We start from the raw sequence: 19,473 nt of genomic DNA on the forward strand, positions 1-19,473 counted from the left end.
TTGGCAAGCTATATTGAATAAGCAAAAGGGATATGAAGGAGGAGCAATGATGGAAAAGCTGCTGTTTATTGAAATTGGCATGGGCTGCGACCTGCATGGTCAAGACGTTACGAAAGCGGCGGTACGGGCTGTGCAAAATGCGATTCATCACAATTCGATGCCGGGCCTTCTTGAGATTTTGCCTGGCGGAACGCTGGATGCGATGAAGGTTAGAGTGCGGCTTGCTGTTCCTTGCGACAAGGATCTGCTGGATATCGAGCAAGTTAAAGCAGTTCTTCCTTATGGTACGGTGACCGTGGAAGTTCTGGACGGCGGCATGCTGACAACAAGCGGCATTGTGCTGCCGGACAAGGCGGATCGCAATGATCTGATCTACATCGTAAATGCATCCGTTGAGGTAGGTTATTAGTCCGAGACTAGTCCAATGTTTCTTATAAAATGCCCGCAGGCAGCTGTAGCTTTACAGCCCGTCTTGCGGGCATTTTCCTTTTCAGCCGTCCCCTTTGTAATGATTTTCGCCTTTCATGGAAACAATAGGGCATAGTCCAAAATGGCAGAGGAGATTCGGCATGATTTGGAAGCTGACGGTATTCGTAATTTTGCTTATTTTCACCGCTTTTTTTGTGGCGACTGAATTTGCTGTCGTCCGTTTACGGGCAAGCCGCGTGCATCAGATGGTAGCCGAAGGCGCGAAAAACGCGGCTGCGGTAGAAAAGGTCATTAACAATTTGGACGGCTATTTATCTGCTTGCCAGCTAGGGATTACAATTACAGCGCTCGGACTTGGATGGCTCGGCGAGCCGACGATTCATGAGGTGCTGCATCCGCTGCTGCACCATTGGGGAATTGTAGGCGATTTTGCAGATGTGCTGTCCTTTATCGTTTCCTTTAGTCTTGTGACCTACTTGCACGTCGTGCTTGGCGAGCTTGCTCCGAAGACACTGGCCATAATTAAGTCTGAGCAAATTAGCCAGCTCACAGCGCCGCTTATCATTTGGTTTTATCGGCTGTTTTTTCCGTTTATATGGCTGCTGAATGGGTCAGCAAATGGGCTGGTGCGATTAGTGGGCTTCAAGCCTGCTACGGAGCATGAAGCCCATTCGGAGGAGGAAATCCGCCTGATTATGTCCGAAAGCTATGAAAGCGGCAAAATCAATAAAAGCGAGCTTAGCTATGTGAATCGGATTTTTGAATTCGACGAGCGGCTGGCGAGGGAAATTATGGTGCCGCGCACCGACATGGTGTGCCTGTACAGCGATAAGCCGCATGAGGAAAATGTCGCGACCATCAAGCGCGAGCAATACACGCGCTTTCCGGTGGCGCAGGGGAGCAAGGATAATATTATAGGCGTCATTAATACAAAGCAGTTTTTTATGCATTATGTAGATCAGCAGACGACCGAGGTAAGCTCGCTCATGCAGCCGGTTATGTTTATGCCGGAGGTTATGCCGATTAAAAAGCTGTTGCGGACGATGCAAAATGAACGGGTGCATCTGTCGATATTGCTCGATGAATACGGCGGGACATCGGGGCTGATTACAATTGAAGATATTATCGAGGAAATCGTTGGCGAAATTCGCGATGAATTTGATGCGGATGAAGTGAAGGAAATCGATCAGCTTGGGGAGGGGCGGTTCATGGTAAACGGCAATGCGCTCATTAGCGAGGTGAATACAGCGACGGGCAGCCATTTAGAAAGCGAAGAGGTGGATTCGATTGGCGGCTGGCTGTTTAACCGCATGCCCGACCTCCCCGTCGGGGAGGCGTGGACGTTTGCGGAGCTGACATTTATCATTCGCGAGAAAGAGACGTATCGCATTCGCAAAATCGAAATTATCGTCGGTTGAGGCTTGCAATGGAAATGAGCTGACGTTACGAAAACCAGCCTGCAACGATGTTGTACAAGCTCTCTAGCCGCATGAGCAGCTTGTTCATTTTTCGCCCGTGCTGCATAAGGTTAATGGCCCAGTCCCAGTCCACGAGAAAATGAATGACGGTAACGACAATGATAATGAAGACGATGGCGAACGTAACGATAAAAGCGGCTTGCAGCCGAAAATAAAGCAGCAGCCGCTGCGCCAGCTTGAGCATCGCATTTTCGTCGGAATGGCCAGCAAGCTTGCCCACCTGCTTTCCTAGCAGGAACAAAACGACGGCGACACTGATTTCCAGCAGTCCGGCAATCGTCCCGAGGCCAAATTGCAGCAAGCTGGCGAAGGTTTGAAATAAGCCGAACAGCATCGTTAGAACAGCTGTCGTTTTTATCCAAAACGCGAGCTTTTTCCATACGCCACTGAGCTGAGCAGCGGTATCCGTTTGCATAATCGCTGCGCTCTCGGTGAGCGCGAGCGGGTCGCCTTCTCTTTTTTTGAGTGGGCTATTTGGCATGTCTTCATGTTGATTCAATGGTGCAGGCTCCCTTCTTGGCATACGGTGAAAATGTTGGATTCTCGCTGCTTGGAAGCAGCAACCAAGCAGCACATCACTAATACGGAAGGCCCTTCCAACAAGTTGCAAAAACCAAGCTTTCACTGTCGAAAATCTGGGACTTGCTGGGGAAGACTTGGCGGAAGTCATGTGTTACAATAATAGAGTTTATTTGAGACTAGAGATTAGGATGCAGGAGGCAAGAGAATGGTGGATTTATTAAACGCGATTCTGATGGGAATCGTGGAAGGTTTGACGGAGTTTTTACCTGTATCATCGACAGGGCATCTCATTTTACTCGCGGATTTACTTAACTTTACAGGAGACCGTGCAAAAACCTTTGAGGTCGTCATTCAATTTGGAGCGGTGCTGGCCGTGCTGGTGCTTTATCGCAAAAGGTTTTTGAAGCTGTTGAACTTCAACTTCTCCAAATCATCCGGGATGAACGCGCTGCATATTGCGCTTGCGATGCTTCCGGCAGGTCTAATTGGTGTCGTATTTCATGGATTTATTAAAGAATATTTATTTAGTACAACAACGGTATTGGTTGGTCTCGTCGCAGGCGGTATTTTGATGATCGTTGCTGACCGGATTAAGCGGAAAGTAACGGCTGAAGAGCTGGATGACCTGTCGTACAAGCAAGCACTTGCGATTGGCTGCTTTCAGGTACTGGCGCTATGGCCTGGCTTCTCGCGTTCCGGTTCGACGATATCGGGGGGCATGTTTTTCGGAGCGAGCCAAAAGGCTGCTGCGGAATTTACGTTTATCGTATCGGTGCCTATGATGGCGGGAGCAAGCGGTATTGATCTGATTAAAAGCCGTGAATTTCTGACGATGGCGGATATGCCGCTGTTTTTGATTGGTTTCATTACAGCGTTTATCGTGGCGCTCATTGCTGTCGTTACCTTCATTAATTTAATCAAAAAGCTGCGTTTATCCTGGTTCGCCTACTACCGCTTTGCGCTTGCCATCGTGTTTGCTTTTATTATTTTGTAGTCGGTGTCAGGAAAGAGCAGCAGCTTTAATCCTTATGAGACTTTCTTCGGCCTTTGGAGGCTGAAGGGAGTCTTTTTTGTTATTTCCTAGCAGCGTCTGCGTAAAGCAAGTGATTGTTAAAACGCTGGCCTAGCTCCTAGCTGGCGCACGTTTTAATGGGGGGCGGCGCCATGCCAGAACAGTTCTACAAGCTCACGCGCCGTTTGCTTGAGTGAAGCTTCATCATTGACAACTTGTTTACGGTTGCGAATGCTCAGCATAGCGGTATAGGCGTGGGCAAGCAGCAGCGGATTGCCTGGGACTAGTTCTTTTTTATCCATAGCCTCTTGAAAAGTGTCGGCGAGCAGCTCATGCAGCCGCGATTCTCCGGCACGGATCGTTAGCGTCTGCTCCTCGCTAAGGCCCGAAGCCGCTTCGCGCATCATCGTTTCAAAGTCGACATGGGCGTTCGCCATATACCGTTCAGCTACAATAAGCAGTCGGTCCTTAAGCTCTCCAGAACCGGTAATGATTTTACGCGTACTCTTATAAGCCATGTTTAAGACGAATAAAATCGCCTCGGTAAAAAGTATCGCTTTATTGTTGAAATAGTAGTAGACGCTTGCCTTTGTAACGCCGCATGCTTTGGCAACGCCGTCAAGCGATACTTTCTCGAAGCCAAGCTCCATAAATTGATAAGATGCCGTAAATAAAATTTTCTCCATCGTTTGAGCGGTGCTGCTGCCTTTCGGACGGCCAGGTTTGCGTTTTTCTTGTTCATCTACCATGTCGTGACCCTCCATGTTCATGTCATTGTAATAAAAGCAGTTGATTAATTAACCTTCGGGTATATATAATTAATTTAGTCTATAAAATCTATTTTAAACCAAATGGCTGAAGATGTGAAACGGAGGATGGGAGTAATGTTAGAGAAATTAGGCAGCGCGATTGCGGGCCGCCGTACGCGGTGGATCACGGTAATCGTATGGATAGTGCTTGCGGGAGCTTTAACATTGTGGCTTCCTGCTGTTGGAGGGCAAGAGAAAAATAATGCACCCAACCTGGAAGCAGACAGCCCTTCCGTGCTTGCAGATCAATTGATGAAGGAAGAATTCCCGAATGGGGCTGGTGTGCCCGCCTTGCTCGTATGGCATAGGGATGCCGGGCTTACGGATGAAGATTATGCACTCATTCAGAAAACGTCGCAGCTGCTCAGCGAGCAGCCGCTGCCAGAACAAGGAGAGCTGCTGCCGCTGCATCAAATGCCGACTCCGGCGCTTTCAAAACTGGCATCGGAAGACGGCGGCACGCTTGTTCAGCCGATTACATTTGCTGAAAATACGGATACGGAAATTTTACGCAGCAATTTGGAGAAAATTCAAGAGCTTGTTAAAGAAGCGGCAGGCGGCACGAGCCCGTTTGATGCGGCAACGACTGGCATTGATGCACTGAGTGCAAGAATCAGCGGTCCAGTGGGCATCCAGGTCGACGCATCAGCATTATTCAAAGGAGCAGACATGTCGCTGCTTATTGCTACGGTACTGATTGTACTCATCCTATTGCTCCTTATTTATCGCTCGCCGATTTTGGCGGTCGTTCCAATTGTAGGCGTAGGGTTCGCTTACTTGGTTACGAGCCCCATTCTCGGCTGGCTGGCATCAGAGGGCTGGATTACAGTAGATGCCCAAGCCATTTCGATTATGACGGTGCTGTTGTTTGGTGCAGGTACAGACTACTGCTTGTTCTTTATTGCACATTTCCGTCAGGAGCTGGAGCGGGAAGAGAATAAGATGACGGCGCTCAAAATTGCCTTCCGTGATGCATCCGGAGCAATTGCGATGAGCGGCTTCACGGTCGTTCTGTCATTGCTGGCGCTGCTTGCCGCCAAATATGGTGCTTACCAGCGTTTTGCTATACCATTCAGCTTGTCGATTTTCATCATGGGCATGGCCAGCCTGACACTCGTGCCTGCGCTACTGTCCATTATGGGAAGAGCTTCATTCTTCCCGTTCATTCCTCGCACCGAAGGTATGCAGCAACAGCGTGCAGAGAAGCGGAACAAGCCGTTTCGCCCGCGCCGCCAAGGCAGCAAGCTAGGCACAGCAGTGGGAGGCCTAGTCGTAGCGAAGCCTTGGACCGTTGTTATCGCGAGCGTTATTTTTCTCGGTGTGCTTGCGGGTTTTGCGCCACAGGTGAAGTTTACGTATGATTTATTGTCTTCCTTCCCGAAAGATATGCCGTCTCGTGAAGGGTTTAACACGATTTCCACAGCGTTTACTCCGGGGCAGCTGGCTCCTATTAACGTAGCAGCGCAAATAGATGGCAAGGCGGTCGAGCTGGTTGCCAGCCTTTCAGATATTGACCTTGTTGACTCGGTGTCGGAGCCGGTTCAAAGTGAATCCGATCCTAATTTGCAGTCGGTGCAAGTCACGCTGAATATTAATCCTTATTCGCAGGAAGCAATGGACCTCATTCCGATACTGCGCGCAGCAGCGGAGGAAGCGCTGGATAAAGCAGGGGTGCCAGATGCTGCTGCCAAAGTATGGGTAGGCGGACAGACAGCAACGCAGCATGACTCGCAGCTGTTGACCGATCGTGACAATGAAGTCATTATCCCACTCGTCATTGTGATGATTTTAGTGCTGCTCATCGTATATTTGCGCTCCATTGTTGCAGCCCTTTATTTAATTGGCACCGTATTATTGTCATTTGGCTCTGCTTTAGGCCTCGGCTGGATTATATTGCATTATGGGATGGACGCAGAAGCGATTCAAGGTGCGATTCCGCTGTATGCATTTGTGTTCCTCATTGCCCTTGGCGAAGACTATAATATTTTTATGATTTCGAGCATTTGGAAGAAAAAAGCGAAAATGCCGCTCAAGCAAGCGATACGCGAAGGTGTAGCAGAGACTGGCGGCGTCATTACGTCCGCAGGTCTGATCCTGGCAGCTACATTCGCGGTACTAGCGACGCTGCCGATTCAGGTATTGGTGCAGTTCGGCGTTATTACGGCGATTGGCGTGCTAATGGATACGTTCATCGTAAGACCGTTCCTCGTGCCGGCCATTACAACGCTGCTTGGCAAAAGAGCTTTCTGGCCGGCTAGGGCTGAGCTAGTGGAAGAAGAAAAAAGTAAGCTTGGCAAGCAAAAACAAAGCGTTTAAGTCGCAGTATAATTTGTAGCAGCAGCAAAGCGCCTTTCTGTCTGGTCGGCATGACCAGATGGGAAAGGCGCTTTTTTTCTGGTGCAAATGTATAAACAGATGTGAAAATTCCGCGGGCCAAGCTTCCGTTCTGGGCGCACGGGAATAAAATGAAGGGAAACGAAAAGCGCAAAGGGGGTTCGCCAAATGCGAAAGAGGTTCCTTAGTCTAACTTTTATGGTGGTCCTGTTTATTGGAATAAGCCTCTGGAGTTCTGCATGGCTGTCCGTGTCCGCAGCGGATGTCTGTACACCTGCAAATAGCGAGCAGCAAACGAATGCTGCTACTACACCGACATCAGGCGCCAACTGTAATGAGCATGCTGGACATGGAACTACTGATCCGGGTGCAACTGCTCCGGGAGATCAGCTGAATGATGAGCAGGCTGGGTGGCTGCTTACGGGTATAATTGCTTTATTTCTAGTTATCGTCGTCATATGGCGCCGGCTAGTATTCAAGTCAAAGCGTTAGCTGCCGAAGGAGTGGCGCAGCTTATTTGGAAGGGCTGCATAGTTATGCCGCAGACGCGAACAATAGCCAGCGTGCGTTTTAGCCATCTGCGGCCCCGTGTTTTATTTTTCTGCTAAATAATGGACAAGCTTAATTATAAGGAGCAAAGCTAAGTTTTCGAGCGGGGCTGTGTTGAGAACCTGATCGTAAGAGGATAGAGACGAAATGCAACCGTTTGGACGCTTCTGCCGTATAAATAGTGCTCTGTGTCATACAGGCGGAAAGGATGAGATTAAACATGACCATTCGTTCAGGAAAAAGCATACTTTTAATCATTGGAATGTTATTATTAGGAGGATGCTCGTTATTTGAGGATGCCAAGCAGACGGTCAATTCCGTATCGAGCTCGGCTGATTATGTGACGGGTGCGGCAACGTACATGCAGACGCTGACGAGCTTCAGCGAGCAGGCGACGCAGCTTGCGGAGCAAGCCGTAAACGATGCGAGTGCACGCGCCGATTATAAGGAACAGCTGGTAGCTGTGCAGGAGTCCATCAAGCAGTTTGGCGAGCTGCAAGCGCCGGACTTTGCCAAGGACGTCCATCAGACAGTAGTCGATTATAATTTGAAGCTGCAGGAAAGCATTGATGCGGTGCTGAAGCAGATCGAGGACGGCAAAGCATTGGTTGACGCGACGGAAATTCCAAATACGATTAACAAAATCAATGAGCTGTTAAATCAAGTGAATCAACTTGAGCAGCTGGTGTCGTAACGGTAAAGAGAGGAAGAATGGAAGATGAAAGTAAACATTTTGCATGCTAGCATGACGAACTCCAAGGAGTCTGGTTTCGTAGGCAAGGTTCATTTTGAAGTAGAGGGTCAGACGAACCAATACGAAATTACCCTCCACAGCCGCAAGGCGACAGAGTGGGGCTACGGTTTGTTTTTTTTGAATGAATCGGGCAAGGAAGAGGACCTTTTAGCGGTTGAGGATGAGCTGGAAGAGGACGATGAGCTGTTTGATTCCCTCGTGAATGCGGCTTGGGAAACGCTGGAGAAGAAATAAACCGTTTCGGTGAAAAATAGAGCTGGCGTCAGCCTGGACATGCTGTCCGTGCTTGCGCTGGCTCTATTTGCGCCTGGGCTGATGGCATAAACGCACTTGTCGATCATACAATCTAATGTTATCATTAAGATTACAATTTAATAGGAAGGGAATAAGTGTCAGCAGGCGCCAAAGCGCCGAAGTTGACTTAATAGGGAAGTCGGTGAGAGACCGGCGCGGACCCGCCACTGTATGAAGCGTCTGACGCTTCAAGCCAGGAGACCTGCTTATTTCAACGACACTGTAAACCTACGTGGATATTAGGAAGGTGTTAGAGATTGGATGGCCCTTCGCTGTCTGCGTTTAACAAGGACATTGGTCTTTTCAAGCATTTCTAACACATAACGTTAGAGGTGCTTTTTTTGTTGAATAGAAATTGTATTTTGTTGGATAGAAATTGTAAATGGCTACATAGAAGGAGTGGGGCAGCAATGAGTGAAGCAGGCGTCGGCAAGCTGTTAATTATCGGATTCGGCCCGGGGAGCTTCGAGCATATTACGAAACGTGCCCGTGAAGCAATTCAGGAGAGCGATATGGTCATCGGCTATAACACGTATGTGGACTTGATTCGGGAGCTAATCAGCGATCAGGCGATTGTGCGCACGGGGATGACGGAGGAGGTCAGCCGGGCGCAGGAAGCGGTGCGCCAGGCGGAGAACGGCAAGAAGGTTGCCGTTATATCAAGCGGCGATGCGGGCGTGTACGGTATGGCAGGACTCGTGTATGAGGTGCTGATTGAAAAGGGCTGGAAGCGTAATGGCGGGGTAGAGGTTGAAGTCATTCCCGGCATTTCCGCGATTAACTCGACAGCGTCCCTGCTCGGCGCGCCGATTATGCATGATGCTTGCACGATTAGCCTAAGCGATCATTTGACGCCTTGGGAACTGATTGCGCGCAGGGTAGAAGCGGCCGGACAAGCGGATTTCGTCATTGCGCTTTATAACCCGCGCAGCGGCAGAAGAACACGGCAAATCGTTGAAACGCAGCGTATTTTGCTCAAATACCGCTCGCCAGATACGCCGGTTGGCATTGTGAAAAGCGCGTACCGCGACCGTGAGGATATTGTCGTGACGACGCTTGCCCGTATGCTTGACCATGATATCGGCATGCTGACAACGGTCGTCATCGGCAACTCCACGACCGTCAATTATGATGGGCTGATGATTACGCCGCGCGGCTATCAGCGCAAATATACGCTTGGCGAAGGCGCGCAGCCGTTGAAGCCTCACCAGCGTCTGCAAGAGGCGAATGAGCCGTGGGCGCTTCATACGGCAGGAATGCCTGAGCTTCCAGGTGATGGCGGTTATCGCGAGGACGAATATGATGCGACGGACCCATTGCTGGAGCGGGAGGAGCCGCAGGCGGCGACGCCAGACCAACCAAGAAATGAATATGGGCAAGGCGGTGTGGCGGTAGCTGTAGCGCCTCCGGCCGCGCCCGTGAAGCCTGCTCAAGCCCCAATAAATACAGCCGTTTCAATGAGGGCAGAGACTGCCTCGATACCAGTTGTGTCGCCACTGCATTTGGCGATGGAAGCGGTGCTGCTTAATGATCGCAGCAAGGGCATAGAGCCTAGTGCGGCATTTGCGGCAGCAGCAAGCCCTATGCCTGTGTTTACGCAGCAATCGGTGCTCGAGTTTGCCGTAAGTCCGGGTGTAGCGACGAAAAACTTTACGCCCCAGCAGCTGGTGGCGCTGGCGCAGGCTGTTGGCGAGAAGGGCTCGATCGAATATACGCCGCATCATCATCTGCTTGTGCGTATTCCGACGTCTGACCCAGACAGCGTGACGGCGAAGTTGCGTGCGGATGGACTCAGTCTGGCGCCAATCGGTGATGTTTTGCAATTGAAGGCTTGCGATTTTTGCAATCTAGAGAAGGCGGAATCGGTGCCTTATGCAGATGAGCTGCAGCATAAGATCGGCGGCATGGCGATGCCTAAGGAGCTGCGCATCGGGTTCAATGGCTGCGGCATGGCTTGTTATGGCGCAGTTAACGAGGATATCGGCATCGTTTATCGCCGTGGCAAATTCGATTTGTTCCTCGGCGGCAAAACCGTCGGCCGCAATGCGCATGCCGCGCAGCCGGTTGCTGAAGGCATTGCAGCCGATGAAATCGTACCACTGATTGAACGCATTATTGCGCTGTATAAAGCGGAAGGTCATCCGAATGAGCGCTTTCATAAATTTTTTAAACGAATGGGACAAATAGAAGGCTATCGCTATCAGGAGCTGCCTGTTTTTCATATCGAAGACGCATTGTGCGGAGACTAGCGACAGCAAGGGAGATGAAGGAAGATGGATGCGGTTTTGTTTGTAGGGCATGGAAGCCGAGATGAGAGAGGCAATGAAGAGGTGCGCGAGTTTGTCGCCTCTGTAGCGTCAACACTGAAAGCAGATTTGGTAGAGCTGTGCTTTCTGGAGTTTGTAACGCCGACGATGAAGCAGGGCTTTGATATTTGCGTATCAAAAGGGGCGACTCGGATCGCCGTTATTCCGATTACGTTATTTTCGGCAGGGCATGCCAAGCTTCATATGCCTGCAGCCATTGATGAGGCGAAGCTGCGTTACCCAGCTGTAAATATTATTTATGGACGGCCGATTGGCGTTCACGATCAAGTGCTGGAAATTTTGACCTCCCGCCTTGGCGAAGCTGTTGCAGCAGAGGAAAGCGAGCTTGCTGATACGGCTATTTTGATCGTCGGCCGGGGCAGCAGCGATGCTGATGCGAACAGTGAGCTATTTAAAATTTCCCGCTTGTTCTGGGAGCGGCTTAAAGTGAAATGGGTAGAAACTGCCTTTATTGGCGTAACAGCGCCTTTGATGGATGAAGGTGTAGAGCGCTGCCTCAAGCTTGGCGCGCGCAAAGTCATTATACTGCCTTATTTCCTGTTTACCGGCGTTTTAATTAAACGGATGGAAGCAGCGATGGAGCAATATACCGCTGCTTATCCAGATACGGAATTTGTACTTGCAGAATATTTTGGTTTCCACCCGCTGCTTAAAGAAATTTTGAAAGATCGCGCCGCAGAAGCACTGCAGGACGAAGTGAAAATGAACTGCGATATGTGCCAGTTCCGCCTGCAAGCGATGAAAGATCATGACCATCATCACCATCATGATCATGATCACGACCATCATGACCACCACCATGATCATCACGATCACGATCACGACCATCATCATGATCATGAACACCATGCTCATGATCACGAGCATCAACATGAGGGTCATACGCACGAGCATAACCATAATCATGACCACCATGACCATGATCACCACGATCACGAGCATCTTGAAATCGGTGAGCTTGCTGCTGATAATGCCAAGGAAGATGCGCAGAAGAAAAATGATCCGTCCAAGGCAGCTACGCTTGTCGGGGAGGGTTAAGCCATGATTTTTATGTTATGTGGAACAAGCGATGCGAGGGAGCTCGCCGTACAAATTAAGGCGCAGGGCTATAGCGTGCTCACTTCAGTCGTAACCGACAGTGCGGCAGGCAGCTTGAGGGAAGCCGGACTTGACGTGCGAGTAGGGCGGCTGACAGCAGATGAGATGGCAGCTTACCTGAAAGAAAATCAGGTGCAGGCTGTCGTTGATGCCAGCCATCCTTTTGCCGAGGAGGCGCATCGCAATGCGATGGCGGCGGCCGAGCAAGCAGCGGTGCCATATATTCGCTACGAGCGCGAGAGCTTGACCTTTGACGGACAACCGCTGATCCAGTATGCGGATGATTATGCCGAGGCAGCCGAAATGGCGGCTGCCAAAGGCGGCGTCGTGATGCTGACGACAGGCAGCAAAACGCTGCAGGTTTTTACCGAGCGTCTGCTAGGTTTGCCGAACGTGACGCTGATCGCCCGTATGCTGCCGCGCCTCGACAATATGGAGAAATGCGAGGCGCTTGGACTGCCGCAAAAGCATATCGTTGCGATGCAGGGTCCATTTTCCAAAGCGCTCAACAGCGCCCTTTATGATCAATTCGGCGTGACGCTGATGATTACGAAGGAGAGCGGCAAGGTCGGCTCTGTAGATGAAAAGCTGGAAGCCGCGCTTGAAATGGGCATTGAGACGATTATTATTGGGCGCCCTAAGCTTGCGTATGGGCATGTTTTTTCGCGCTTTGACGAAATAAGTGATACATTAAAGGAAATGTTGAAATAAATAAACGTTAGATCACGATTGAAGGAGCTGAGCGAAAAACATGGATTTTATGACCGATTTTAAACCGCTTACTGTACAGCCGCAGGAAATTGAAGCACGCAGCTTTGAAATGATTACCGAGGAGCTAGGGGAGCATCCATTCACCGAGGAGCAATATTCAGTTGTTCAGCGCGTTATTCATGCTTCGGCAGACTTTGAGCTGGGGCGCAGCATGATGTTCCATAAAGATGCGGTTCAGGCGGGCATTAAAGCGATACTCGCAGGCAAGCCTGTAATCGCCGATGTGCAGATGGTTCAGGTTGGAATCAGCAAGCCCCGCATTGAGAAATTTGGCGGCGACGTTCGCGTATACATATCGGATGCAGATGTGATGGAGGAGGCGAAGCGCCTCAATACGACGCGGGCGATTATTTCCATTCGCAAGGCGATTCGTGAAGCGGACGGCGGTATTTATGCGATTGGAAACGCACCTACGGCGCTGCTGGAGCTAATTAGACTGGTGAAAAATGGCGAAGCCAAGCCAGGCCTTATCGTTGGCGTGCCCGTTGGCTTCGTTTCTGCGGCAGAATCGAAGGAGGAGCTTGCCAAGCTGGACATTCCGTTTATTACGAATCTCGGACGAAAGGGCGGGAGCCCGGTTGCCGTGGCTGCGGTTAACGCGATTTCCCTGCTGGCAGAGCGCCAAGTGTAAAAAGCGTGGACAAGAAAGAGGATAAGCCGCTTCGCCATGGCTATACGACAGGCTCGTGTGCGACTGCTGCGACGAAAGCGGCGCTTACTGCGCTGATTTTACGTGAGCAGCAGACGGAGGCGGAAATCGTGCTGCCGATTGGCGAGCGGGTCACTTTCACCATTGTAAGCTGTGAGCTGACCAGAGATTCCGCAAAAGCCGAAGTCATTAAGGATGGCGGCGATGATCCGGATGCTACGCATGGCGCGAGCATTTTTTCCGAGGTCAAGTGGCATGACGGCGAAGGCGTTATACTGGATGGCGGAATAGGAGTTGGCCGGGTAACGAAGCCCGGTCTGCCCGTGCCGGTTGGCGAAGCCGCCATTAATCCGGTGCCGCGCCGCATGATTCATGAAGCGGTTGAAGAGGTGCTGCGCTCCTTCGAGCTGGAGGGACGGGGCGTAAGCGTCGTCATTTCCGTGCCGGAAGGCGAGCGGATCGCACTCAAAACGTTAAATGGGCGCCTTGGTATTCTAGGTGGGATTTCCATACTCGGGACGAGAGGCACCGTTGTGCCGTTCTCTACCGCAGCATATAAAGCGAGCGTCGCGCAAGCGATTAATGTCGCAGCCGTCAGCGGCTGCGACCATCTTGTTTTATCGACAGGTGGCCGTACGGAAAAGTTTGGGATGGAGCTGTATCCCGATTTGCCGGAAGAGGCTTTTATCGAGATGGGCGATTTTATCGGCTTTTCGCTGAAAATGGCCCGAAACAAGCATATTCGCAAAGTAACGCTCGTCGGGATGATGGGCAAGTTTTCGAAGGTGGCGCAGGGCGTCATGATGGTGCATTCCAAAAGCGCGCCAGTCGACTTTGGTTTTCTCGCTGAAATAGCGGAATATGCAGGTGTTTCCGAAGGCCTTGTGGAAGAAGTGCGCGGCGCGAACACCGCTTCACAGGTTGGAGATATGATGCAGGAGCGCGGCATCGATGCCTTTTTCGAACGAATGAGCGAGCTGTGCTGCTATCATAGCAAGAAGGAAGCGGGCGGGCTGCTTATCGTCGAGACGGCCATTATATCGATGAAAGCCCAGCTATTAGGCAGGGCTGAACAATAGCGTTTTTAAGCTGCTTGGCAGCAATGGATCGGGGGAGATAGGGCTTGGGGAACAAAATCAAAATGATCGGCATTGGCGATGACGGAGCCGCAGGCTTGCCGTCGCTTTATGAAGGCTGGATTCAAGAGAGTGAAGTATTGGTTGGCGGCGAGCGCCATTTGGCGTTTTTTCCGCAATATGCGGGCGAGAAAATCGTCATTAAAGGCGGTCTGACTGACCTGGCGAAGCAGCTGCAGGCGGAAAGCAGACGGACGGTTATACTCGCTTCCGGCGATCCGTTGTTTTATGGTATTGGCGGTTATTTGGCTGGCAAGGTGGAGCTGGACATTTATCCGGCGCACAGCTCGGTGCAGCTTGCTTTCGCGCGGATGGGCGAAAGCTGGCATGATGCGCTGCTGACAAGCGTTCACGGCAAGAGCATCAAGGGACTGGCGCAGCGTATCGACGGCAAGGCGAAGATTGCGCTGCTGACCGACGATAAAAACAACCCAAGCGTTATTGCCCGCTACTTGCTTGATTTTGGCATGACCGAATATAAAGCCTTTTTGGCTGAAAATTTAGGTGGAGTGGATGAGCGTACAGGGTGGTATGAGCTTGGCGAGCTTGCGGAGGCGGAATTTTCTCCTCTGAATGTATTGATTTTGAAGCGTGTAGGGACGAGCCCGTCGTGGCCGCTCGGCATTGCTGATAGTGAGTTTGCCCAGCGCAAGCCGGACAAAGGATTGATTACCAAACGTGAAATCCGCGTGCTTAGCCTTGCGGCTATGCAGCTCACGGAGACGAGCACGGTTTGGGATATTGGCACGTGCACAGGCTCCATGGCGATTGAGGCTGCACGGATTGCCCGCCAAGGCGATGTATATGCCATTGAGAAGAACGAAGGCGATCTTGCCAATTGTGTGGAGAACGCCCGGAAATTCAGAACGGACCTGACGACGCGGCTGGGCCGCGCACCTGTTGGTCTGGACACATTTGCCGATCCCGATGCCGTATTTATCGGCGGCAGCGGCGGGGAGCTGCGCGAGCTGCTGCATATTTGCTGCACGCGGCTCAAGGAAGGCGGACGAATCGTCGTGAATGCGGCAACGATTGAGACGATGGGCAAAGCGATGAGCGCTTTTGAGGATGAAGGCTTTAAAACCGATATTACGCTGGCGCAGCTGTCGCGCAGCAAACCGATATTGGATTTGACGCGTTTTGATGCGCTTAATCCGATTTTTCTAATTACGGCCTGGAAGCAGCCAGAGACACTCACCGAGGAGGAAAGCAGCAATGACTAAGCTCGGCAAATTATATGGAATCGGAATCGGACCGGGGGACCCGGAGCTGATTACCGTTAAAGCCTTTCGGCTTATGAAGGAATGTCCGGTTATCGCGTATCCTCGCAAAAAGATGGGCGCCAAAAGCTACGCGCTGACGATTGCTGAACTGTATGTGAACGCAGCGGAGAAGGAAATGCTCGGACTGACATTTCCGATGACGAAGGACCGCGAATCGCTGGAGCGCCAGTGGGAGAAGACGGTGCAGCAGGTATGGCAGCCGATTAGCGAAGGGCGCGATGTGGCGTTCGTTACGGAAGGCGATCCGATGATCTACAGCACGTATATCCACCTGATGCGGCTTATGCGTGAGCGCCATCCTGAAGTGGAAATGCAGGCGATTCCCGGCATTTCTTCTTTTAATGCGTCGGCTTCCCGCCTAGGCATTCCACTTGCTGACGGAGATGAGCATGTGGCGATTGTTCCGGCAACGCCAAGCTATGAAGCAATGCGTACGGCGATTGAACGCCACGACTGCGTCGTATTCATTAAAGTAGCTAAAGTACTCGACTTGATGCTGACCGTATTGCGCGACCTTAAGCTGGTTAAGAACGCGTATGTTTTGACGAAGGTTACATCGTCCGAGGAGCAGGTATGGATGGATGTCGAAGAACTGCAAGGGCGCGAGCTTGAATACTTGACATTAATGGTGGTGAGAAAATGATCGTACATATTATTGGCGCGGGTCCCGGCGATCCGGATCTCATTACGGTGAAAGGGCTCAAGCTGCTGCAAGCGGCAGATGTCGTCATGTATACCGATTCGCTCGTTAACGAAGAGCTGATTGCGAAAGCGAAGCCCGAAGCCGAGGTGCTGAAAAGCGCAGGCATGGATCTGGATGAAATGGTTGGCATAATCGTAGACCGGGTGAAGCAGGGAAAAAGCGTGGCCCGCATCCATACTGGCGACCCTGCGATGTATGGGGCTATTTTGGAGCAGATGGTGCTGCTTAAACGTGAAGGCATCCATTGTGAAATCGTGCCGGGCGTTAGCTCAGTATTCGCTGCCGCTGCTGCGGTTGGCGCTGAGCTGACGATACCAGACTTGACGCAAACCGTCATTTTGACGCGTGCCGAAGGGCGGACGCCTGTGCCTGAGCTGGAGAAGCTGAAAGATTTGGCGGCGCATCGCTGTACGATCGCGTTGTTCCTCAGCGCTACGCTGACGCGCAAAGTGGTACAGGAATTTAAAGATGCCGGCTGGGAGGACGAGACGCCAATCGCCGTTGTTCGCCGGGCGAGCTGGCCGGATCAATTAATTATCCGTACAACGCTTGCGGAGCTCGACAATGCAATGCGTGAGCATGGCATTCGCGCGCATGCGATGATTTTGGCAGGCTGGGCGCTTGATCCAGAGCTGCACAACAAGGATGCGCACCGTTCCAAGCTGTATGACAAAACGTTCACGCACCGCTTCCGCAGAGGAGTGAAGCCGGAATGAGTGCGATCATTCAGCTGGAGGAAGGCGTCATCCCGGACATTATCCAAAAGCACGAATATGCGGTAGTTGCCATTACGAAGCATGGCGTGCAGACAGGCAGACGGCTGCTGGAAAATATGGGCGCGGTCGATTTGTATTATATGGGCAAATTCGAAGCAGGCGATGAACAGAGCCGTGGCATTCAGCTGTTTAATGGCTCGGTGCGCATGCTGTTTCCTGCCTTGTTTCCGAAATATAAAGGAATTATTTGTATTATATCGCTGGGCGCAGTTGTAAGAATGATTGCTCCATTGCTGCAAGACAAGAAGAAGGATCCAGGCATCGTCGTTATTGACGATAAGGGCGAGCATGTCATCAGCGTGCTGTCTGGCCATCTAGGCGGAGCGAATGAACTGACGCGCGAGACAGCGGCGGCTATTGGCGCACGTCCGGTGCTGACGACGGCATCGGATGTACAGCGCACGCTGCCTGTTGATTTGTTCGGTCGGCGCTTTGGCTGGGAGTGGGAAAGCGATGCGTTGCTGACGCCTGTCAGCGCCGCTGTCGTCAATGAGGAGCCTGTTGCTATTGTGCAGGAGTCAGGCGAGCGAAACTGGTGGATGCATGATACTCCAATGCCTCCTAATTTGGTCGTTTATGACTCTATTGCCGCAGCGGAGGCTGCCGCGCCTAATGCGGCGCTCATTGTCACACACCGTCTGCTGGAGGAGAATGAGCAGAAGCTGCTGGAGAACGGCGTGCTCTATCGTCCGAAGGTGCTGGCGCTGGGCATCGGCTGCAATCGAGGGACGTCTGCGGAGGAAATCGAAGCGGTTATCGCTTCCGCTTTGGAAGGAATCCGGGCTTCGATTCGCAGCGTCAAGGCAATTTGTACCATTGATCTCAAAAAGGATGAAGAAGGGCTGCTTGCGGTATGCGCCAAGTATGGCTGGCCGCTGGTGACATATACGCCTTCGGAGCTGAACGAAGAGGAAATCAGCGAGCCTTCCGAAACGGTATTTAAATTTACTGGAGCTTACGGGGTAAGCGAGCCTGCGGTGAAGCGTTATACGAAAAACAACGAGCTGCTGCTGGGCAAGCAAAAATCCGGCAATGTCACCATTTCGATTGGACTTATTCCCTTCGCATAGGCTGTGCAGCACAGCTTTTTCACCGCAAGTCCTTAAGGAAAGGAATACACACGTTATGACGATAGCAACGCAGAAAAGAATCATCATCGCCGGAACGGGCAGCGGAGTTGGCAAAACGACGACAACCGTCGGGCTGATGGCTGCTTTAGCGCGCAGAGGATTGGCGGTACAAGGCTTCAAGAGCGGGCCAGACTACATTGATCCGACCTATCATACGGCAGCGACAGGGCGGCAGTCACGCAATCTGGACAGCTGGATGTGTCCGCCCGCAACGGTGAAGGAAATATATTCTCGTGCTTCAAGCACAGCAGATATTTCAATTATTGAAGGTGTCATGGGTCTGTATGACGGCAAAAATCCGCTTTCGAACGAAGGCAGTACCGCTGAGCTTGCCGTGCTGCTGGACTGTCCCGTGCTGCTGGTCGTCAACTGTCAAAGCATGGCTCGCAGTGCAGCGGCTATTGTGAAGGGCTTTCAGGCGCTAGATGACAATGTGCGCATCGTCGGCGTCATTGTGAACAAGGTGGGCAGCGACAGCCATTATGAGATTGTTAAAGCTGCCATCGAGCAGGAATGCGGCATTCCAGTCGTCGGTTATTTCAAGCGCAGCAGCGAGCTGCATATACCTGAGCGTCACTTGGGCCTGGTGCCTTCGATTGAACGGGGAGAACTGTCCCCTTTATTTGATCAATTGGTAGCAATGTGCGAAGCGACGGTTGATCTTGAACGCGTGCTTGCGCTCGCTGAAGCGCCGGCAATTCCTGAGGCAGCAGCAGGTACCTCTTTATTCGCAAGGAGAAATCCCGAGGGCAGCGTGCGAATTGCGGTTGCCAAAGACGCGGCGTTTCATTTTTATTATCCCGATAATCTTGAGCTGCTGGAGGCATGTGGCGCCGAGCTTGTATACTTCTCGCCGCTTGCAGGAGAAGCAGTGCCGAATGATGTATCGGGTTTGTATATCGGCGGCGGCTTCCCAGAGGAATTTGCTGAGCAGCTGGCGCAGCAGAAGCACGTTCACCAGTCGGTGCGGCACGCTATTGCTGGCGGCATGCCGACGCTTGCTGAATGCGGCGGTTATATGTATTTAACGGAGCAGCTTACCAATACGAGCGGCAATAGCTATGCGATGGCTGGTGTTCTCCCCGGAAGTGTAGTCATGCAAGGCAAGCTTGCAGCGTTAGGCTATCGGGAGGCAAAGGGGCTGGGCGCTAATTTTCTGCTGCCAGAGGGCGATCAGGCACGCGGACATGAATTTCATTATTCGGTCTATGTGCCCAGTGTTGACAGCGAAGCGCTGGAGCCAGCCTATGAGACAAAGGGCAGACGCGGTGTGAAGCAGGAAGGAGCGCAGCTGGAGCAGCTGGTCGCGGGCTATACGCACTTTCATTTCGCCTCAAATCCGGTGATGGCAGAGCGTTGGATTGCTGCAAGTACGGCCTATGCTGCCCGCAAAGCATAATTTGCGCTGAAGCGCTTACG

General features: G+C 51.7%; 19 protein-coding genes and 1 riboswitch. Of the genes, 17 read left to right on the top strand and 2 right to left on the bottom strand.

Annotated elements, in window-relative coordinates:
* The first annotated feature begins 49 nt into the window (after positions 1-49).
* Together WH37_RS23880 and WH37_RS23885 are read left to right on the top strand one after the other, a co-directional pair.
* Positions 50-409, top strand: a complete 360-nt coding sequence (locus WH37_RS23880; RefSeq protein WP_046233144.1) for a Lin0512 family protein — start codon at positions 50-52, stop codon at positions 407-409.
* A gap of 160 nt (positions 410-569) precedes the next feature.
* Entirely contained in the window at positions 570-1,847 is a 1,278-nt protein-coding gene (locus WH37_RS23885; protein WP_046233145.1) for a hemolysin family protein, read from the top strand.
* A 25-nt stretch (positions 1,848-1,872) separates the two neighbouring features.
* Here WH37_RS23885 and WH37_RS23890 read toward each other — a convergent pair whose 3' ends face one another.
* Positions 1,873-2,406: a hypothetical protein gene (locus WH37_RS23890; protein ID WP_046233146.1), complete on the bottom strand. Its 534-nt coding sequence runs from the start codon at positions 2,404-2,406 to the stop codon at positions 1,873-1,875.
* 228 nt (positions 2,407-2,634) lie between these two features.
* Here WH37_RS23890 and WH37_RS23895 point away from each other — a divergent pair, with 228 nt between their 5' ends.
* Positions 2,635-3,423, top strand: coding sequence for an undecaprenyl-diphosphate phosphatase (locus WH37_RS23895; RefSeq protein WP_046233147.1), 789 nt, complete (start codon positions 2,635-2,637; stop codon positions 3,421-3,423).
* Positions 3,424-3,575: 152 nt separating this feature from the next.
* On the opposite strand, the gene WH37_RS23900 is transcribed toward WH37_RS23895, so the two are convergent.
* Complete coding sequence (locus tag WH37_RS23900; protein WP_046233148.1) at positions 3,576-4,190, bottom strand: TetR/AcrR family transcriptional regulator; 615 nt, start codon at positions 4,188-4,190, stop codon at positions 3,576-3,578.
* Between the two features lie 135 nt (positions 4,191-4,325).
* On the opposite strand from WH37_RS23900, the gene WH37_RS23905 reads away from it, so the two are divergent.
* From WH37_RS23905 to WH37_RS23970, 14 genes are all read left to right on the top strand, one after another.
* Positions 4,326-6,566: an MMPL family transporter gene (locus tag WH37_RS23905; protein WP_082110977.1), complete on the top strand. Its 2,241-nt coding sequence runs from the start codon at positions 4,326-4,328 to the stop codon at positions 6,564-6,566.
* A gap of 186 nt (positions 6,567-6,752) precedes the next feature.
* Complete coding sequence (locus WH37_RS23910) at positions 6,753-7,076, top strand: hypothetical protein (RefSeq protein WP_046233150.1); 324 nt, start codon at positions 6,753-6,755, stop codon at positions 7,074-7,076.
* A 277-nt stretch (positions 7,077-7,353) separates the two neighbouring features.
* Positions 7,354-7,827 (top strand): DUF6376 family protein, encoded by a 474-nt coding sequence (locus WH37_RS23915; RefSeq protein WP_046233151.1) that lies wholly within the window; start codon positions 7,354-7,356, stop codon positions 7,825-7,827.
* A gap of 24 nt (positions 7,828-7,851) precedes the next feature.
* The gene (locus tag WH37_RS23920; RefSeq protein WP_046233152.1) at positions 7,852-8,121 is read left to right on the top strand and encodes a hypothetical protein; all 270 of its coding nucleotides are present in this window, start codon (positions 7,852-7,854) and stop codon (positions 8,119-8,121) included.
* Between the two features lie 136 nt (positions 8,122-8,257).
* Positions 8,258-8,405, top strand: a riboswitch (cobalamin riboswitch).
* Positions 8,406-8,591: 186 nt separating this feature from the next.
* Positions 8,592-10,430, top strand: a complete 1,839-nt coding sequence (gene cobJ / locus WH37_RS23925; protein WP_046233153.1) for a precorrin-3B C(17)-methyltransferase — start codon at positions 8,592-8,594, stop codon at positions 10,428-10,430.
* A gap of 24 nt (positions 10,431-10,454) precedes the next feature.
* The gene (locus tag WH37_RS23930) at positions 10,455-11,546 is read left to right on the top strand and encodes a sirohydrochlorin chelatase (RefSeq protein ID WP_063838037.1); all 1,092 of its coding nucleotides are present in this window, start codon (positions 10,455-10,457) and stop codon (positions 11,544-11,546) included.
* Between the two features lie 3 nt (positions 11,547-11,549).
* Positions 11,550-12,317 carry a precorrin-6A reductase gene (cobK, locus tag WH37_RS23935; RefSeq protein WP_046233154.1) on the top strand — a complete coding sequence of 256 codons (768 nt, stop codon included), beginning with the start codon at positions 11,550-11,552 and terminating at the stop codon, positions 12,315-12,317.
* A gap of 40 nt (positions 12,318-12,357) precedes the next feature.
* Positions 12,358-13,008: a precorrin-8X methylmutase gene (locus tag WH37_RS23940; RefSeq protein WP_046233155.1), complete on the top strand. Its 651-nt coding sequence runs from the start codon at positions 12,358-12,360 to the stop codon at positions 13,006-13,008.
* A gap of 5 nt (positions 13,009-13,013) precedes the next feature.
* A complete protein-coding gene (locus WH37_RS23945) occupies positions 13,014-14,105 on the top strand; it encodes a cobalt-precorrin-5B (C(1))-methyltransferase (RefSeq protein ID WP_046233156.1) in 1,092 nt (363 codons plus the stop codon).
* Positions 14,106-14,167: 62 nt separating this feature from the next.
* Positions 14,168-15,385, top strand: coding sequence for a bifunctional cobalt-precorrin-7 (C(5))-methyltransferase/cobalt-precorrin-6B (C(15))-methyltransferase (locus tag WH37_RS23950; RefSeq protein WP_046233255.1), 1,218 nt, complete (start codon positions 14,168-14,170; stop codon positions 15,383-15,385).
* A complete protein-coding gene (cobI, locus tag WH37_RS23955) occupies positions 15,378-16,088 on the top strand; it encodes a precorrin-2 C(20)-methyltransferase (RefSeq protein ID WP_046233157.1) in 711 nt (236 codons plus the stop codon). The genes WH37_RS23950 and cobI overlap by 8 nt, the downstream gene beginning before the upstream one ends.
* On the top strand, positions 16,085-16,864 hold the full coding sequence (cobM, locus tag WH37_RS23960) for a precorrin-4 C(11)-methyltransferase (protein WP_046233158.1): 780 nt from the start codon (positions 16,085-16,087) through the stop codon (positions 16,862-16,864). The genes cobI and cobM overlap by 4 nt, the downstream gene beginning before the upstream one ends.
* Positions 16,861-17,994: a cobalt-precorrin 5A hydrolase gene (locus tag WH37_RS23965; protein WP_046233159.1), complete on the top strand. Its 1,134-nt coding sequence runs from the start codon at positions 16,861-16,863 to the stop codon at positions 17,992-17,994. The genes cobM and WH37_RS23965 overlap by 4 nt, the downstream gene beginning before the upstream one ends.
* Positions 17,995-18,055: 61 nt before the next feature.
* Positions 18,056-19,453, top strand: coding sequence for a cobyrinic acid a,c-diamide synthase CobB (locus WH37_RS23970; RefSeq protein WP_414812272.1), 1,398 nt, complete (start codon positions 18,056-18,058; stop codon positions 19,451-19,453).
* The last annotated feature ends 20 nt before the right edge of the window (positions 19,454-19,473 follow it).

Source organism: Paenibacillus algorifonticola (genome assembly GCF_000971975.1).
GTDB classification, from domain to species: Bacteria; Bacillota; Bacilli; order Paenibacillales; family Paenibacillaceae; genus Pristimantibacillus; species Pristimantibacillus algorifonticola.

Excerpts from the sequence above, each read along its gene's own strand:
- WH37_RS23905 (WP_082110977.1), top strand. The coding sequence starts at position 4,326 with ATGTTAGAGAAATTAGGCAGCGCGATTGCGGGCCGCCGTACGCGGTGG.
- WH37_RS23940 (WP_046233155.1), top strand. The coding sequence starts at position 12,358 with ATGGATTTTATGACCGATTTTAAACCGCTTACTGTACAGCCGCAGGAA.
- WH37_RS23950 (WP_046233255.1), top strand. The coding sequence starts at position 14,168 with ATGATCGGCATTGGCGATGACGGAGCCGCAGGCTTGCCGTCGCTTTAT.
- cobM (WP_046233158.1), top strand. The coding sequence starts at position 16,085 with ATGATCGTACATATTATTGGCGCGGGTCCCGGCGATCCGGATCTCATT.
- WH37_RS23910 (WP_046233150.1), top strand. The coding sequence starts at position 6,753 with ATGCGAAAGAGGTTCCTTAGTCTAACTTTTATGGTGGTCCTGTTTATT.
- WH37_RS23895 (WP_046233147.1), top strand. The coding sequence starts at position 2,635 with ATGGTGGATTTATTAAACGCGATTCTGATGGGAATCGTGGAAGGTTTG.
- WH37_RS23965 (WP_046233159.1), top strand. The coding sequence starts at position 16,861 with ATGAGTGCGATCATTCAGCTGGAGGAAGGCGTCATCCCGGACATTATC.
- WH37_RS23915 (WP_046233151.1), top strand. The coding sequence starts at position 7,354 with ATGACCATTCGTTCAGGAAAAAGCATACTTTTAATCATTGGAATGTTA.
- cobI (WP_046233157.1), top strand. The coding sequence starts at position 15,378 with ATGACTAAGCTCGGCAAATTATATGGAATCGGAATCGGACCGGGGGAC.
- WH37_RS23920 (WP_046233152.1), top strand. The coding sequence starts at position 7,852 with ATGAAAGTAAACATTTTGCATGCTAGCATGACGAACTCCAAGGAGTCT.
- cobJ (WP_046233153.1), top strand. The coding sequence starts at position 8,592 with ATGAGTGAAGCAGGCGTCGGCAAGCTGTTAATTATCGGATTCGGCCCG.
- cobK (WP_046233154.1), top strand. The coding sequence starts at position 11,550 with ATGATTTTTATGTTATGTGGAACAAGCGATGCGAGGGAGCTCGCCGTA.
- WH37_RS23880 (WP_046233144.1), top strand. The coding sequence starts at position 50 with ATGGAAAAGCTGCTGTTTATTGAAATTGGCATGGGCTGCGACCTGCAT.
- WH37_RS23900 (WP_046233148.1), bottom strand. The coding sequence starts at position 4,190 with ATGGTAGATGAACAAGAAAAACGCAAACCTGGCCGTCCGAAAGGCAGC.
- WH37_RS23885 (WP_046233145.1), top strand. The coding sequence starts at position 570 with ATGATTTGGAAGCTGACGGTATTCGTAATTTTGCTTATTTTCACCGCT.
- WH37_RS23930 (WP_063838037.1), top strand. The coding sequence starts at position 10,455 with ATGGATGCGGTTTTGTTTGTAGGGCATGGAAGCCGAGATGAGAGAGGC.